The organism is Pseudomonas sp. AC016, assembly GCF_979253365.1.
Window position 1 is genome coordinate 1,602,620 of record NZ_CEEDCC010000001.1, and the last position, 15,626, is coordinate 1,618,245.

The window sequence follows — 15,626 nt, forward strand, 5'->3', positions numbered from 1 at the left end:
GATGGGTTTTTTCATGGCCTGATGATCAGACGGTTTTGCCGGTGTTCACAGCGTTGGCTGGAGTCGGGCCTTCAGCGACGCCCAGGTCGTCTTCAGGACGGGTTTCCAGGATCGCGGAACCACCGGAAGCCAGCTCGGACTGCAGCTTGTCGGTGTCCAGCTCGCCCACCCACTTGGCAACCACGACGGTGGCAACCGCGTTACCAACCAGATTGGTCAGGGCGCGCGCTTCGGACATGAAGCGGTCGATACCCAGGATCAGCGCCAGACCGGCAACCGGGAGGTGGCCGACAGCCGACAGGGTGGCAGCCAGAACGATGAAGCCGCTACCGGTCACGCCAGCAGCACCCTTGGAGGACAGCAGCAGGACCAGCAACAGGGTGATCTGGTGCGTGATGTCCATATGGGTGTTGGTCGCCTGAGCGATGAACACAGCCGCCATGGTCAGGTAGATCGAAGTACCGTCCAGGTTGAACGAATAGCCCGTCGGGATAACCAGACCTACGACAGACTTCTGGGCACCCAGACGCTCCATCTTGATCAGCATGCGTGGCAGGGCCGACTCCGACGACGAAGTACCCAGTACGATCAGCAGCTCTTCACGGATGTAGCGAACCAGCTTGAAGATGCTGAAACCGTGAGCGCGGCAGATCGCGCCCAGTACCAGCACCACGAACAGCACGCAGGTGATGTAGAAGCAGATCATCAGCTGACCCAACTGCACCAGCGAGCTCACGCCGTAGGCACCGATGGTGAAGGCCATGGCACCGAACGCACCGATTGGCGCCAGCTTCATGATCATGTTGATGATGTTGAACATCACGTGAGCGAAGCGATCGATGAAGTCCAGCACCGGCTTGCCGTAGGCACCCAGGCGATGCAGGGCGAAACCGAAGATCACCGAGAACATCAGGACTTGCAGGATATCGCCGTTGGCGAATGCGCCGACGATGGTATTCGGGATGACGTTGAGGATAAAGCCGACGATGCTCTGGTCTTTACCGGCAGTGACGTAGGCAGCGATCTTGGAGGCGTCGAGGGTGCTGACGTCGATGTTCATGCCGGCGCCCGGCTGAACCACGTTTACAACGATCAGGCCTATCAACAGGGCGATGGTCGAAACGATTTCGAAGTACAGCAGTGCGTAGCCACCGGTCTTGCCGACCGACTTCATGTTCTGCATGCCGGCGATGCCGCTGACGACTGTACAGAAGATGATGGGGGCGATGACCATCTTGATCAGCTTGATGAACCCGTCACCCAGCGGCTTGAGGGCCTTGCCGGTGTCAGGGTAGAAGTGGCCGATCAGGATACCGATGACAATCGCTACGATTACCTGAAAATAGAGAGATTTGTAGATGGGCTGACGAGTCGTCATTGCAGTTATCCTCAAGGGCGTCGTCGGCATCTTCACCGGATGCACGCGAGCCTATAAAGCGCTAACCCTCCTGCATTGGAGGGATTTGTTTTGTCGAGCTGCGCGGGGCAGACCTCTACAGGTTAGATAGCAATAGGCGTGCCATGCAGGCAAAAGGACATCAACGCCACGTATTACAAGGGCGCTGGGGTAACGATAGCCGGAAACCGGAAAAAGAGATGGCGGTTTTCCGCCGTATTGAGCTGAAAACCGGGCTTCAGTGGCGGGTATCCGCCTTTCGCAGTGAGTACGGAATCGGACGCAGAGCGTCCTGAGCGGCGTTACCACGCAGGAGCGTGGTAACGATCAGCGTGATCTCAAGCACGCCGATCATGCCCATGCTTGTGCTAAGCGTTATACCCGAGTCCTGCTGCGACCGCGGACTGTGGGAGGCGGCTTGCCGGCGATGCAGGCGACGCGGCATGTCAGGGGAACCGCGTCATCGTTCATCGCCGGCAAGCCGCCTCCCACAGGTTGGTATTGCGCACTCGCCCGTGACGCTCCGCGTCACATTCAGCCCCACACCTACTCGGCCATGAAGTGAATCCTGAACGCCGCGCCGCCCAGAGGCGAATCATCCAGCGTGAGTTGTGCGCTGTAGCTTTCGATGATGTCCTTGACCACGGCCAGGCCGATGCCCTGCCCCGGATTCTGGCGATCGAGACGTTCGCCGCGCTCGAGGATGCGAGCCCGCTGGTACTGCGGGACGCCGGGGCCGTCATCTTCGATGCACAGCTCGTCGCCGGACGCCGATGCGCTGAAGCTGACGCGCACTTCACTCAGACACAGTCGGTAAGCGTTTTCCAGCAGGTTGCCGAGCATTTCCAGCAGTGCGCCTTCCTCCATGTGCACCTGACAATCCTGGGGCAGGTCCAGCGTGGCCTTGACCCGCTTGTCGCGGTACACCTTGTCCAGCGTGTTGCACAGGCTTTCGATCACCGGCCGCAGCATCACGTGATGACGCACCAGCCCGCTCTTGCGCAGGCTGGCGCGTTGCAATTGATAGCCGATCTGCTGGCTCATGCGCTCGATCTGCGATTGCAGCACGCGGGCCTGCTCGACATCTTCGGGACGTTTGGCAATGTTTTCACTGACCCCCTGCAAGACCGCCAACGGGGTTTTCAGGCTGTGGGCCAGATCGCCCAGGGAATCGCGATAGCGTGCCCGTTGCTCGCGTTCGCTGCGCAACAGGCGGTTGAGCGAATCGGTCAGGCGCAGCAGTTCACTGGGGTGTTTTTCGCTCAGGCTGTCGCGCTCGCCGGCTTCCACCTGATCAAGCTCGTGACTCAGTCCCCTCAGGGCACGCAAGCCCCAGGTCAGGCCGCCCCACAACAACCCCAGCAATACCAGCAAGGCAGCGCCGAACCCCAGATAGAGTTTTTGACGCAAATTGTTGACGGTTTCCTGATACCCGCGCAGTGGCTGCACAGCGACAATACTGAAAGCGGCATTGCGGCCACCCAGCAGGCGAATCTCGACGTCGTAGACGAAATACTCGTCGCCGTTGATTTCCTTGATCTTGGTGAACTGACTGCCCTGCCCGTCATAGTTGGGGTGGTAGTCGATGTCCAGGTCTTCGGTGGACAGCGAACGCCAGACCATCTGCCCCTGACGATTATAGATGTAGCCCATCAGGCGGCTGCCCGGCAGGTTGAACTGCTCGCCCGGCAGCACCGAAGGCATCAACAGATGATCATCCTCGACACGCGCCGCAGAAATCATCGTGGTCACGTCCGACGCCAGCCGCTGCTCGATCGCACCGCGCAACGCCAGGCTGAAGCCGCTCTGCAACGCAGGCAGCATCAGCAGCATGAAGATGATCGCCAGCGTCACAGCGCCCAGCATCAGGCGCAGGCGAAGCGAACGAATCACGTACAGCGCTCAGTGAACAGGTAGCCCATGCCGCGTACGGTTTCGATGGGTTTGAAGGCCATGTTGCTGTCCAGTTTGCGGCGCAGACGCCCCACCAGCACTTCGATCACGTTCGGATCGCGCTCGTCATCGTCGGGGTACAGCTGTTCCATCAATCGCTCTTTGGGCACCACCTGCTGATGATGAAGCATCAGGTACTCAAGAATCCGGTATTCGTAGGCCGTCAGCGCCAGCGGCTGCTCGGACAGCGCCGCCTGTTTGCGGTTGAGGTCCAGCAGTAGCGGCCCGGCAGTGATGGTGGACTGAATGAAACCGCTTGAACGACGCAGCAAGGCGTTGAGCCGCGCATCCAGCTCTTCGAACTGAAACGGTTTGACCACGTAGTCGTCGGCACCGGCAGCCAGACCTTCGACCTTGTCCTGCCAGTTGCCGCGCGCGGTCAGGATCAGGATCGGAAAAGACTTGCCCAGGGTGCGCAACTGACGAATCAGGTCCAGACCGCCGATGCCGGGCAGACCCAGGTCGATCACGGCCAGATCATGATTGAACTGACCGACCTGATACAGCGCCTCTTCGGCATTGGCCACCGCTTCGACCACATGCCCCGCTTCGGTCAGACGGGTCCGCAGGTGATGCCGCAATAACGCTTCATCCTCAACCACCAACAACTTCATGCAGCCCTCCCAGGCACAGCCCCAGCCTTAATATCAGGAATGAATCGACAGCGTCGCATCGGTACTCAACAGCCGAGCGCTCACAGGCACATGCCGGGTTACATCATAGCTGCCCAGCAAAATATCACGGCTGACGGGCATGCCATTGTGGGTGCCCGACACCACGCCGTAAACCGGCGGCGAGTAAAGCGTCCCCACTGCAACATTCCTGCGGTCCTGCTGGCCCAGTTCGTGGCTCCAGCCGTTGGCATCATCAAGGCGTTCGCTGGTCTTGCCAAACTCGATACGCGTCGGCTCGACTCTGCCATCACCGGCTTGCGCCGCCGCACTACCACCCAGAAAAGCCAGGGCCAGGAAAAACTTGTTGATGTTCAACATGCGGACTCCTTTTGCGCTCGGGGACGCTGTCAAGGTATGGCTCAACAGTAAGCGTGCCGCCCTGAACCCCGACTGAACGCTGCATGAACCTGCGCTGAATGGCACCGAATCGGCTATTGTTGCCCTTCAATGCGACACCCCACTCAAGAAGGAGCTGAACATGCGCGTGTGGATGGCAGTGATCATGATGGGCCTTGCGGGACTTGCCCAGGCCGCGATCAAGACCGAACAGGTCGATTATAAAAGTGCCGACGGCACCAAGCTGGTGGGCTACTACGCCTACGACGACGCGATAAAAGGCCCGCGCCCCGGCGTGCTGGTGGTTCATGAATGGTGGGGGTTGAATGAATACGCCAAGCGTCGCGCCCGTGATCTGGCTGCGCTGGGTTACAGCGCCATGGCCATCGACATGTACGGCGACGGCAAGAACACCGAGCACCCGAAAGACGCCATGGCCTTCATGCAGGCCGCCCTCAAGGACAGCGATGCCGCCGACAAGCGTTTCGATGCGGGCCTTGAGCAGTTGAAGAAACAGCCACAGACCGACCCTGCAAAGATCGCCGCCATCGGCTACTGCTTCGGCGGCAAGATCGTGCTCGATGCAGCCCGTCGCGGTGAGCCACTTGTAGGCGTGGTGAGTTTCCACGGCGCACTGGTCACCAACACGCCAGCCAAACCGGGCATCAAGGTGCCGATGCTGGTCGAACATGGCGCCAAGGACAGCATGGTGACGCCTGAAAACGTGGCGGCCTTCAAGAAAGAAATGGACGACGCCAAGGCTGACTACAAATTCGTCAGCATCGACGGCGCCAAACACGGCTTCACCAACCCCGACGCCGACCGCCTGAGCCATGGCGAACACGGCGGCCCGGACATCGGTTACGACAAGGCGGCTGACCAGAGTTCGTGGTCGGACATGCAGGTGTTCTTCAAGAAAATCTTTGGTTGATCTCTTGAACGCTGATCGTGCCCATGTTCCGCGCTCATCGTTGTACACAAGTCCGCAAGACGCGCAAAACGGGGGACAAAACGAAAGGGACTGACTGAATGCATACCCCGTGGGAGGCGGCTTGCCGGCGATGGCGTCCGTTCAGTCACTGATAGGTCGCTTCAGAAAAGCATCGCCGGCAAGCCGCCTCCCACCGTCCGTGGTCGCAGCAAGACTCGGGTATAACGCTGAGCGCAGTGTGGGAACGACCAACGATCATTGATCTCCGGGACGCTCCGCGTCCCATTTCAAAGCGGACGCGGAGCATGGGAGCGATCATCGCAAGCCTTCCCTCAAGCGTGATCCCCCGGCAAAATGCCGTTCATGACTCAATCACCTGCCCTTCCCGCCTGCTGTCCCGAACTTGTCCAGCACTGGCCGTTGCCTTACGCGGTACCCGGTGCGGTGCTGGTCAGCGGCCGTTTCGATCCGCTCATGCTGGTCGATGGCGACTTTCAGCACACCGCTGTCGACAAACCTGCCAGCATCCAGCGCTCGGTTGCCAAGCGTCAGACCGAGTTTCTCGCCGGTCGTCTGTGTGCCCGCGACGCGCTGCGCAGGCTTGACGGACGTCAGTACATCCCCGGTATCGGCGAAGACCGTGCGCCTATCTGGCCAGGCGACATCTGTGGCTCGATCACCCACAGCACCGGCTGGGCCGCAGCCATCGTGGCGCACCAACAGCAATGGCGCGGGCTGGGGCTGGACACTGAACATCTGCTGAGCCACGACCGTGCCTCGCGTCTGGCCGGGGAAATCCTGACGGCCAATGAGCTGGCCGACATGGCCAACGGGCCGGACGATCAGATCGCCCTGCGCGTGACGCTGACCTTCTCGATCAAGGAAGCGCTGTTCAAGGCCCTTTATCCCATCGTGCAGCAGCGCTTCTACTTCGAGCACGCCGAGCTACTGGAATGGTCGCAGGACGGCAGCGCCCGCCTGCGCCTGCTGATCGACCTGTCCAGCGAATGGCACCACGGCAAGGAACTGGAAGGTCAGTTCAGCGTGCAGGACGATCATCTGCTGAGCCTCATCTCGATCCCTGCTTGATCAGTACCATCGGGATCGCTGTCTTCGGGGATCAGTCGTGCAGCGGACAATGCTCGCACCGGCCGACCCACTCCACCTGATAACTCAGGCAACAGGCTTTTCGCTGCCTGCGCGGTTCGGCGTCTTCGGCCTGCTTTGCCTGCTTTATATAGGTCACCGTCTGATACAGCGGATTGAGGCGGCCATCGGGACGTTTGCGCTCAGCCAGCAAGGCGAACCCTGCCGCCAATGATGCATGGCTGCCTGCCACGAGTTCGGTCAGACAGGTTTCCAGCGCATCTCCCGCGCTGCTCCACAACACACTGCTCGCCAGCCCGCCGTAACGGCTTAGCGTGGTGATGAAAGGCTGCAGATTGTCGTCGAGCAGACCGGCAAAGCGCTGGAACGGATCAGTCTCGACCTGCGCCAACACGACGACCTCTTCTGCGAACCGGATACCTACCGGAAGACCTCGTTCATCCAGCGTCAGCGAGACCTGATCCAGGTGCAGCGCGTAATGACGTCCTTCCAGCAGACTGGCCGACAGGACCGCCGGGATGATCTGCATGAAGTAATACTTCGCCCACTGCGACACCAGCACCGGCAAATGGCTGGGCATGAGCGTCACGCCATAGACATTCAGCATCAGCGCGTCCAGCCGCTCGGGGTGCAGCAGGTCGGGCAGTGCCACGACGTCGCTGGCGGATGGACGAAGTTCAAGCTGGCTTTCATCAAACATAACTGACTGGCTACTCCCACAAAAGCGATCTTTCGATGGATGACCTTCACCTCGGCGCCTGCGTACGTGGCCAGGACAGACTGAAGCACGCGCCGCCCAGGCTTTCGCTTCGCCCTATCAGCGCTCGCCCTTCGTGCCAGTTGATGATGCGCCGCACAATCGACAGTCCCAGCCCGTGCCCGCCCGAGGCGCGCGTGCGGCTGTCGTCGATGCGCATGAAGGGGGTGAATATCTGCTCCCAGGCGTCCTCCGGGACGCCGGGGCCGTCGTCGTCCACATCAATACGGCAACGCTGCGCACCCAGGCGGTAGCTGATGGACACCTGCGTTTCGGCATGGCGCATGGCGTTGCTGACCAGATTCTGCAACGCCCGATGCATGTAGCGCGGTTCCGCCTCGACCCACGCCGCTTCACCCTCAGCCGCCGTGATGCACTCACCCCGTGAAACCCGCACGTCAGCGCGCAACGGCGCCAGCTCGGCAATTACCTGATCGATCAACGCCTCCAGATCGATACGCTGGAAATTCAACGTTGGTGCCCCCTGTTCAAGCCGGGCGTACGTCAGCATTTCATCCACCAGTTTATCGAGGTCCTGAATATCGCTGTCCATGCCGCGCATGTACTTCAGGCGTGCTTCGGTCGTGGTCGCGTCGCTGACCATCTCCAGCCCGAAGCGCAAACGCGCCACCGGCGTGCGCAACTCATGGGACACCGCACGCACCAGCTCGCGCTGGATCATCAGCGAACGCTGCAAGTGCTCAGCCATGCTGTTGAAGGCCGCCGCCAGCCGCCCGACCGAATCCGAGCCCTCGGTGGGCACGCGCGTCTGCAGGCTGCCCTGGGCAATCAGCGTGGCGGCCGCTTCAAGCGCCAGCACCCGACGCTCCAGACGCCGCACCAGCAGGTACACCACCAGACCGATGAAACACAGCCCCAGCAAGGCGATCAGCACCAGCCATTGCAACGGATAGGGATTCATCTGGTACAGCGGACCGATTTCCAGCACCCAATTGGTGTCGACGATTCCGGCCAGCACACGGATCGAGTCACCGCCCTTGCCCAGCGCCATGACCGTGTCGCCTTCATAGATGCGGCGACGCTGGTCGTCATCCAGATCAGCCTGATCCAGCGCCAGCAGGTGCATGTCGAAACCGAACCCTTTGTCGACTCGCAACGCCTGCAGGCGCGCCGGTTGCTCATCGACCGGGGAGCGCACCAATTCATCGATCAGCAGGTAAATAGTCGCCCTCGCCAGTTGCTCAGTGATCTGCTGCACCTCGCCCGTCAACAGCAGCGGCTCCTTGTCGCTCAACTGGCGATAGACCTTCGCCGCATGCGGGCCGATCTGCTCGACCACCACCTGCCCACGCGCCAGCCGACTGCGGGCGCTGCTGTCCAGTTGTGCCTGCTCAAGGCTTTGCAGACTCAGCGGAATACCCAGCAAACGCTCCCAGACCGCCAGCGCACGGCGACGCTCCACATCGTTGAGGGCGATCAGGTTATCGGCCATGACCGTGAACGTGCCATGGGCCAGACGCTCACGGTACTGCTCGCCACGCGCCTGATTGAGGCCATGCAGCGCGAGCATGCCGAGCAGCGCCACCAGCACCAGTACGCCAAGCATGCCGCCGTAGATACGCAGAAAGATCGAGTTCATGACAGGTCAGCCGCTGAACACATGGCCGCTCATGTCCTGCGCGGCTTCAGGCACGAACAGATAGCCCTTGCTGCGCACGGTCTTGATCAGACGCGGATGGATAGGATCGTCGCCAATCTTGGGACGGATGCGCGAGATGCGCACATCAATGGAGCGATCCTGCCCGTCATACCCCACGCCGCGCAGGGCCGTGAAGATTTCTTCACGGGACAGCGTGCGCCCGGCGTTGGCTACCAGCAGCCACAACAGGTCGAATTCGGCACCGGTCAGTTCGATGCTCTCTTCGCGCAACCAGGCCTCGCGCAGTGCGTTGTCCACCACCAGCGGCCCGAACACCAGCCTGCGCAGCTCGGCGGCGGGCACCTGTGGCGCCTCACTACGGCGCAACAAGGCGTGAATGCGCGCCAATAGCACGCGCGGGTGAACCGGCTTGCAGACGAAATCGTCAGCGCCGGTGTCCAGCCCCTGAATGTGATCGGTGTCGTCAGTGCGGGCGGTGAGCATCAGGATCGGCCCGTCATAGCGGTCTCGCACCTTGCGGCAAATACTGAAGCCGTCTTCGCCGGGCAGCATCAGGTCGAGGATGACCAGATCCGGCTGTTCCTGAATGATGCGCGCTGCCGCCAGCGCGCCGTTGCCTTCAATACTGACGCTCAGGCCGTTGTTCTGCAGGTAGTCGCAGGTCAGTTCCGCCAATCGCTGATCGTCCTCGACGATGAGCACCTGCCAGGTATGTGGCTCCACGAAGGGCTTCCTTTTGTTGTTATTGAATAGCGGATTCAGGCACCGCCGCGTCGCGCGGATGTCCGGCGATTGTAGCAATCGCGCGGCAAACCACACGACATGCCAGATGCCCCTTGCAGGCTGCTTTTTCTGTGATAGGGTTCGCGCCCGCAAAAATCCGTTGCAGCCCAATGACATCTGTAAAAATCAGTGACAAACGGTCCGACGCAGCAGCCATGCGGCCTACACGCGATGTGGGTGATTCATACACAAAGTACTCACAAGTTTATCCACAGGTCGTACGTTGCAATTGATGTCCGAAACGCATTATCTTGTAGCCCGACCTGCAGTCACACCCTACATGTAGGGTTTTCTGCGAAAACTCCAGCACAACTCAATTGAAAAATTCAAGCATTTTTCTTGCGTTTGAGGGGTTGAACTTTAAGACGTAATCAGTAACCAAACCGCGCGCGCTTACACCCAGGCGACCCGGTACACGTCTTGCAACATAGAACACGCAAGCTTCATCAGATCTGCAAGGGATTGGGCACATGACCCAGTCCCTTTTTGACTTCAAAACCCGGAAGCGGCCAAACCCGCCTCCACCTCCGTTTTGGAGTCATTGAGTCGTCCGGTTGGCGACTCACTGTCACAAAACGGAACGGTGGGCAGCGATGCCCGAACAAACTTAAAGAACGTGGAGACACCCATGCAAACAGACACAACTCGCGAGAACTCGCCGACCACTGCGCCGTTGTCAGGCCAGGCCCAGCAGGACCTGTCCGCAACCGCTCCTGGTCAACTGCGCGTGATCAAGCGTAACGGCACTGTCGTCGCTTACACCGATGACAAGATCACCGTCGCCATCACCAAGGCGTTTCTTGCAGTTGAGGGCGGCGCTGCTGCCGCCTCGTCGCGCATCCACGACACCGTTGCCCGCCTGACCGAACAGGTCACCGCCACCTTCAAGCGTCGCATGCCTTCGGGCGGCACCATCCACATCGAAGAAATCCAGGACCAGGTCGAACTGGCCCTGATGCGTGCCGGCGAGCAGAAAGTGGCCCGCGACTACGTCATCTACCGTGACTCGCGCGCCAAAGAGCGTGCCGTTCGTGCACCGGAAGACGAAGTCCAGGCTCACCCTTCGATCCGCATCACCCGCGCTGACGGCAGCTTCGCGCCGCTCGACATGGGCCGCCTGAACACCATCGTTACCGAAGCGTGCGAAGGTCTGGCTGAAGTCGACGCCGACCTGATCCAGAACGAAACCCTGAAGAACCTGTACGACGGCGTTGCGCTGAAAGACGTCAACACCGCGCTGGTGATGACTGCCCGTACGCTGGTCGAGCGTGAGCCGAACTACTCGTTCGTGACTGCCCGCCTGCTGATGGACACCCTGCGTGCCGAAGGCCTGAGCTTCCTGCAAGTGGCCGAAAGCGCCACGCACCACGAGATGGCCGACCTGTACGCCAAGGCACTGCCTGCCTACGTCGCTGCCGGTATCAAGTACGAGCTGCTCAACCCTGTGCTGGCCGAGTTCGACCTTGAGAAGCTGGGCAAGGCGATCAACCACGAGCGCGATCAGCAGTTCACTTACCTGGGCCTGCAGACCCTGTACGACCGTTACTTCATCCACAAGGATGGCGTACGTTTCGAACTGCCGCAGATCTTCTTCATGCGCGTGGCCATGGGCCTTGCCATCGAAGAGAAGGCTCGTGAAGACCGCGCTATCGAGTTCTACAACCTGCTGTCGTCCTTCGACTACATGTCGTCGACCCCGACGCTGTTCAACGCCGGCACCCTGCGTCCACAGCTGTCCAGCTGCTACCTGACCACCGTGCCGGATGACCTGTCGGGCATCTACCACGCGATCCACGACAACGCCATGCTGTCCAAATTCGCAGGCGGTCTGGGCAACGACTGGACGCCGGTTCGTGCACTGGGCTCGTACATCAAGGGCACCAACGGCAAATCGCAGGGCGTCGTGCCGTTCCTGAAAGTGGTCAACGACACCGCTGTAGCAGTCAACCAGGGCGGCAAGCGCAAGGGCGCTGTCTGTGCCTACCTGGAAACCTGGCACATGGACATCGAAGAGTTCATCGAGCTGCGCAAGAACACCGGTGATGACCGTCGTCGTACCCACGACATGAACACCGCCAACTGGATCCCTGACCTGTTCATGAAGCGCGTCTTCGATGACGGCCCGTGGACCCTGTTCTCGCCATCCGAAGTACCGGACCTGCATGACCTGACCGGCAAGGCCTTCCAGGAGCGTTACGAGTACTACGAAGCGCTGACCGAATACCCAGGCAAGATCAAACTGTTCAAGACCATCCAGGCCAAGGATCTGTGGCGCAAGATGCTCTCGATGCTGTTCGAAACCGGCCACCCATGGCTGACCTTCAAGGACCCGTGCAACCTGCGCAGCCCGCAGCAGCACGTGGGCGTGGTTCACAGTTCGAACCTGTGCACCGAGATCACCCTGAACACCAACAAGGACGAGATCGCGGTCTGCAACCTGGGCTCGATCAACCTGCCGAACCACATCGTCAACGGCAAACTGGACACCGACAAGCTCAAGCGCACTGTCGACGTAGCCGTTCGCATGCTCGATAACGTCATCGACATCAACTACTACTCCGTGCCGCAGGCCAAGAACTCCAACCTGCGCCACCGTCCGGTCGGCCTGGGCATCATGGGCTTCCAGGACGCGCTGTATCTGCAGCACATCCCGTACGGTTCCGATGCTGCCGTGCAGTTCGCCGACTCCTCGATGGAAGCGGTCAGCTACTACGCCATCCAGGCGTCCTGCGATCTGGCCGACGAGCGTGGCGCCTACGAGACGTTCCAGGGTTCGCTGTGGTCCAAAGGCATCCTGCCGCTGGATTCGCAACAGATCCTGATCGAGCAGCGTGGCGAGAAGTACATCGACGTCGACCTGAAGGAATCCCTGGACTGGGCACCGGTACGTGCCCGCGTGCAGAAAGGTATTCGTAACTCGAACATCATGGCCATCGCACCGACCGCCACCATCGCCAACATCACCGGCGTGTCGCAGTCGATCGAACCGACCTACCAGAACCTGTACGTGAAATCGAACCTGTCGGGCGAATTCACCGTGATCAACCCGTACCTGGTTCGCGACCTCAAGGCTCGCGATCTGTGGGACTCGGTCATGATCAACGACCTGAAGTACTACGACGGTTCGGTGCAGCAGATCGAGCGCATCCCGCAGGAGCTCAAAGAGCTGTACGCGACGGCCTTCGAAGTGGACACCAAGTGGATCGTCGACGCGGCAAGCCGTCGTCAGAAGTGGATCGATCAGGCTCAGTCGCTGAACCTGTACATCGCTGGCGCATCGGGCAAGAAGCTGGACGTGACCTACCGTATGGCCTGGTACCGTGGTTTGAAAACCACTTACTACCTCCGTGCCCTGGCTGCGACCAGCACCGAGAAGTCGACCGTCAACACCGGCAAGCTCAACGCAGTATCGAGCGGCGGCCACGGCCCGGACGACTCGGCCATCACCGCCCCGCGCCCGACCGAAGCCGCACCGGCAGGTCCGGCACCGGTTCCAAAGGCATGCGCCATTGACGAGCCGGATTGCGAGGCTTGCCAATAAGGCTGAGCGTCTGAGCCCCGTACGGCAGTAAGCAAAAAGCCCCTTTTCAGGGGCTTTTTGTTGTGTGGCGGTTACGCTGGAATATGATCGTGCCAATGCTCCGCGTTGGCATGCCGCCCGGGACGCTCTGCGTCCCATTGGGTCTGAAAAAACAAGGTCTAAAGCTGCGCGCAAATACAGTCTGTGTTGAAGAAACACTGAAAGGCGCCAATACACCGCTCGTCGAATCCCGCATGAATTCGCAGTTAAAATCAGCGCCGAAAAAGACCGCCAATCATCCCCTCAAACATCTCATCACGCCAAGAAGCCCGGCAGCCGCGATGCGCAGGAAATCTACCGATTACGCATCAGTGAAAACCGGACCTATGTGCGACAACGCAGCCTGTTGCCCAAAACCTGCAGGCACTATATGCTGCGTTTCGAAATGTAAAAAACACTAGATAAGGGATTCAGCTGAATTTCCTGCGGCTTTCAGCAACGCGTAAACCGATGCTGAAGCCTGCGAGAAAAAAGCGTGAATCACCCACCGAAATCTACTTTCGGTTCAACAAGTGCCGGGCAAAATCTGTATAATCCCGCGCTCGCTTCAGGGTACTCGAATGACAATTTGCATCAGCAAAATTGCATCACCTCAAAGCAATCCAGATCACTCGCTTTGCTCGCCTGTAGGGCATTGCCACGGCAGCAAACCGAACGGACGACCGACACGCTCATAACCGGTCAATCGCAGCATCAAGACAGCCTCAATTTCAGTACCTGCGTTTTCGACCTGACGACGTGGGCACTTCACACCTTAAAATCTAACCAAGGTCGCTACGGCGATCCTCAAGCGGGAGCCTCATCACCATGCTGAGCTGGGACGAATTCGATAAAGAAGACGGCGAAGTAGTTGCCAAAGCGGCCAACGCCGGTCACGCCAACGAAGCCAACATGGACCGCCTCGACAGCGCAGGTGGCGCAGCGGCCCAGGAAGCACGTGCCGTCACCGCCAACGACTCCGCAGCCCTGGTCCGCGCCAAGAAGGCGCTGGATGCACTGGACGTTGCCGAAGGTCTGGCCGAACTCGAAGGCGCCAGCGCTCGCGTTGCCGTTGACGAAAAGATGATGATCAACTGCCGCGCCGACCTTAACCAGCTCGTACCCTTCAAGTACGACTGGGCCTGGCAGAAGTACCTGGACGGTTGCGCAAACCACTGGATGCCGCAAGAAGTCAACATGACCGCCGACATCGCCCTCTGGAAAAACCCGGAAGGCCTGACCGACGACGAACGCCGCATCGTCATGCGCAACCTGGGCTTCTTCTCCACCGCCGACTCGCTGGTTGCCAACAACCTCGTACTGGCCGTGTACCGCCTGATCACCAACCCGGAGTGCCGCCAGTACATTCTGCGCCAGGCCTTCGAGGAAGCGATCCACACCCACGCCTACCAGTACTGCATCGAATCGCTGGCCATGGATGAAGGCGAGATCTTCAACATGTACCACGAGATTCCATCGGTCGCGAAGAAAGCCGCGTGGGGCCTGAAGTACACCCGTTCGATCTCCGATCCGAAGTTCGAAACCGGCACCGTCGAAACCGACAAGGAACTGCTACGCAACCTGATCGCCTACTACTGCGTTCTGGAAGGCATCTTCTTCTACTGCGGCTTCACCCAGATCCTGTCCATGGGCCGTCGCAACAAAATGACCGGCGTCGCCGAGCAGTTCCAGTACATCCTGCGCGACGAATCCATGCACCTGAACTTCGGCATCGACGTGATCAACCAGATCAAGATCGAAAACCCACACCTGTGGGATGCCGAGATGAAAGAAGAAGCCACGCAGATGATCCTGCAGGGCACTCAGCTGGAAATCGAATACGCACGTGACACCATGCCACGCGGCGTACTGGGCATGAACGCAGCGATGATGGAGGACTACCTCAAGTTCATCGCCAACCGTCGCCTGAGCCAGATCGGTCTGAAAGAAGAGTACCCAGGTACCACCAACCCGTTCCCATGGATGAGCGAGATCATGGACTTGAAGAAAGAGAAGAACTTCTTCGAGACTCGGGTTATTGAGTATCAGACAGGTGGGGCGTTGAGCTGGGATTGATAGCTTGGGGTTGAACCGGTTGTAGTGAAAAAGCCAGGGGGCGAAAGCTTTCTGGCTTTTTTGTGCGAGTCCAAAATTGTCAAAGCACTACCACTCCATAATCATTAGCCAATTTCACCGCATAAATCCGCCAGTCCGTAGCGTCGGGGGAGTTCACGTCACAGCTGAGGAGTAGCGGTTGCGATTGAAAAACAACGTCATCCCCGTAAACCACATGACAAGATAGCTAGCGAATGGGTCGAACCCTTCGAAATCTGTTGGCGTTACCAAAACGCCGATTAAACCGGTAAAGCCAAGCCCTATCCCAAGCCATTTCCTGCGACCGGCTGCTTTGATTTTTCTAAGTAAAATCCAGGAAATTATCAGTGATGCACAAAAAAGAAATAACCCCATCATGAGCCAATCCGGGACTTGATCAGGAGAGACTTCGAAG

The 15,626-nt window shown here is 59.5% G+C and carries 12 protein-coding genes; 4 read left to right on the forward strand and 8 right to left on the reverse strand.

Going from position 1 to position 15,626, the window contains the following annotated elements; translation table 11 throughout:
• Window positions 1-25: 25 nt before the first annotated feature.
• From AC0IXS_RS07080 to AC0IXS_RS07095, 4 genes are all read right to left on the reverse strand, one after another.
• Complete coding sequence (locus tag AC0IXS_RS07080; RefSeq protein ID WP_043304347.1) at window positions 26-1,378, reverse strand: dicarboxylate/amino acid:cation symporter; 1,353 nt, start codon at window positions 1,376-1,378, stop codon at window positions 26-28.
• Window positions 1,379-1,942: 564 nt separating this feature from the next.
• The gene (locus AC0IXS_RS07085; protein ID WP_025993788.1) at window positions 1,943-3,289 is read right to left on the reverse strand and encodes an ATP-binding protein; all 1,347 of its coding nucleotides are present in this window, start codon (window positions 3,287-3,289) and stop codon (window positions 1,943-1,945) included.
• Window positions 3,286-3,963 (reverse strand): response regulator, encoded by a 678-nt coding sequence (locus AC0IXS_RS07090; protein ID WP_004887300.1) that lies wholly within the window; start codon window positions 3,961-3,963, stop codon window positions 3,286-3,288. Before AC0IXS_RS07090 ends, AC0IXS_RS07085 begins: the two co-directional genes overlap by 4 nt.
• Window positions 3,964-3,996: 33 nt before the next feature.
• Entirely contained in the window at window positions 3,997-4,341 is a 345-nt protein-coding gene (locus AC0IXS_RS07095) for a hypothetical protein (RefSeq protein WP_004887302.1), read from the reverse strand.
• 160 nt (window positions 4,342-4,501) lie between these two features.
• Between AC0IXS_RS07095 and AC0IXS_RS07100 the strand changes: the two genes are divergently transcribed.
• Together AC0IXS_RS07100 and AC0IXS_RS07105 are read left to right on the forward strand one after the other, a co-directional pair.
• Window positions 4,502-5,290, forward strand: a complete 789-nt coding sequence (locus AC0IXS_RS07100) for a dienelactone hydrolase family protein (protein WP_004887304.1) — start codon at window positions 4,502-4,504, stop codon at window positions 5,288-5,290.
• Window positions 5,291-5,653: 363 nt separating this feature from the next.
• Entirely contained in the window at window positions 5,654-6,379 is a 726-nt protein-coding gene (locus AC0IXS_RS07105; RefSeq protein WP_471824211.1) for a 4'-phosphopantetheinyl transferase family protein, read from the forward strand.
• A 31-nt stretch (window positions 6,380-6,410) separates the two neighbouring features.
• Here AC0IXS_RS07105 and fhuF read toward each other — a convergent pair whose 3' ends face one another.
• The 3 genes from fhuF to AC0IXS_RS07120 are packed head-to-tail and all read right to left on the reverse strand — an operon-like array spanning window position 6,411 to window position 9,498.
• A complete protein-coding gene (gene fhuF / locus AC0IXS_RS07110) occupies window positions 6,411-7,097 on the reverse strand; it encodes a siderophore-iron reductase FhuF (RefSeq protein WP_471824213.1) in 687 nt (228 codons plus the stop codon).
• A 46-nt stretch (window positions 7,098-7,143) separates the two neighbouring features.
• Window positions 7,144-8,754: an ATP-binding protein gene (locus AC0IXS_RS07115; protein ID WP_057411244.1), complete on the reverse strand. Its 1,611-nt coding sequence runs from the start codon at window positions 8,752-8,754 to the stop codon at window positions 7,144-7,146.
• Between the two features lie 6 nt (window positions 8,755-8,760).
• Window positions 8,761-9,498 (reverse strand): response regulator, encoded by a 738-nt coding sequence (locus AC0IXS_RS07120; protein ID WP_162864889.1) that lies wholly within the window; start codon window positions 9,496-9,498, stop codon window positions 8,761-8,763.
• 688 nt (window positions 9,499-10,186) lie between these two features.
• Between AC0IXS_RS07120 and AC0IXS_RS07125 the strand changes: the two genes are divergently transcribed.
• Window positions 10,187-13,099: a ribonucleoside-diphosphate reductase subunit alpha gene (locus AC0IXS_RS07125; RefSeq protein WP_004887321.1), complete on the forward strand. Its 2,913-nt coding sequence runs from the start codon at window positions 10,187-10,189 to the stop codon at window positions 13,097-13,099.
• 846 nt (window positions 13,100-13,945) lie between these two features.
• The gene (locus AC0IXS_RS07130; protein WP_029242457.1) at window positions 13,946-15,193 is read left to right on the forward strand and encodes a ribonucleotide-diphosphate reductase subunit beta; all 1,248 of its coding nucleotides are present in this window, start codon (window positions 13,946-13,948) and stop codon (window positions 15,191-15,193) included.
• A 153-nt stretch (window positions 15,194-15,346) separates the two neighbouring features.
• On the opposite strand, the gene AC0IXS_RS07135 is transcribed toward AC0IXS_RS07130, so the two are convergent.
• Window positions 15,347-15,589: a hypothetical protein gene (locus AC0IXS_RS07135; protein ID WP_449117614.1), complete on the reverse strand. Its 243-nt coding sequence runs from the start codon at window positions 15,587-15,589 to the stop codon at window positions 15,347-15,349.
• Window positions 15,590-15,626: the final 37 nt, after the last annotated feature.

Bases quoted from the DNA above. Each gene is read 5' to 3' on its own strand.
- AC0IXS_RS07080 (WP_043304347.1), bottom strand. From the start codon at position 1,378: ATGACGACTCGTCAGCCCATCTACAAATCTCTCTATTTTCAGGTAATC.
- AC0IXS_RS07090 (WP_004887300.1), bottom strand. From the start codon at position 3,963: ATGAAGTTGTTGGTGGTTGAGGATGAAGCGTTATTGCGGCATCACCTG.
- AC0IXS_RS07095 (WP_004887302.1), bottom strand. From the start codon at position 4,341: ATGTTGAACATCAACAAGTTTTTCCTGGCCCTGGCTTTTCTGGGTGGT.
- AC0IXS_RS07100 (WP_004887304.1), top strand. From the start codon at position 4,502: ATGCGCGTGTGGATGGCAGTGATCATGATGGGCCTTGCGGGACTTGCC.
- AC0IXS_RS07105 (WP_471824211.1), top strand. From the start codon at position 5,654: ATGACTCAATCACCTGCCCTTCCCGCCTGCTGTCCCGAACTTGTCCAG.
- fhuF (WP_471824213.1), bottom strand. From the start codon at position 7,097: ATGTTTGATGAAAGCCAGCTTGAACTTCGTCCATCCGCCAGCGACGTC.
- AC0IXS_RS07115 (WP_057411244.1), bottom strand. From the start codon at position 8,754: ATGAACTCGATCTTTCTGCGTATCTACGGCGGCATGCTTGGCGTACTG.
- AC0IXS_RS07125 (WP_004887321.1), top strand. From the start codon at position 10,187: ATGCAAACAGACACAACTCGCGAGAACTCGCCGACCACTGCGCCGTTG.
- AC0IXS_RS07130 (WP_029242457.1), top strand. From the start codon at position 13,946: ATGCTGAGCTGGGACGAATTCGATAAAGAAGACGGCGAAGTAGTTGCC.
- AC0IXS_RS07135 (WP_449117614.1), bottom strand. From the start codon at position 15,589: ATGATGGGGTTATTTCTTTTTTGTGCATCACTGATAATTTCCTGGATT.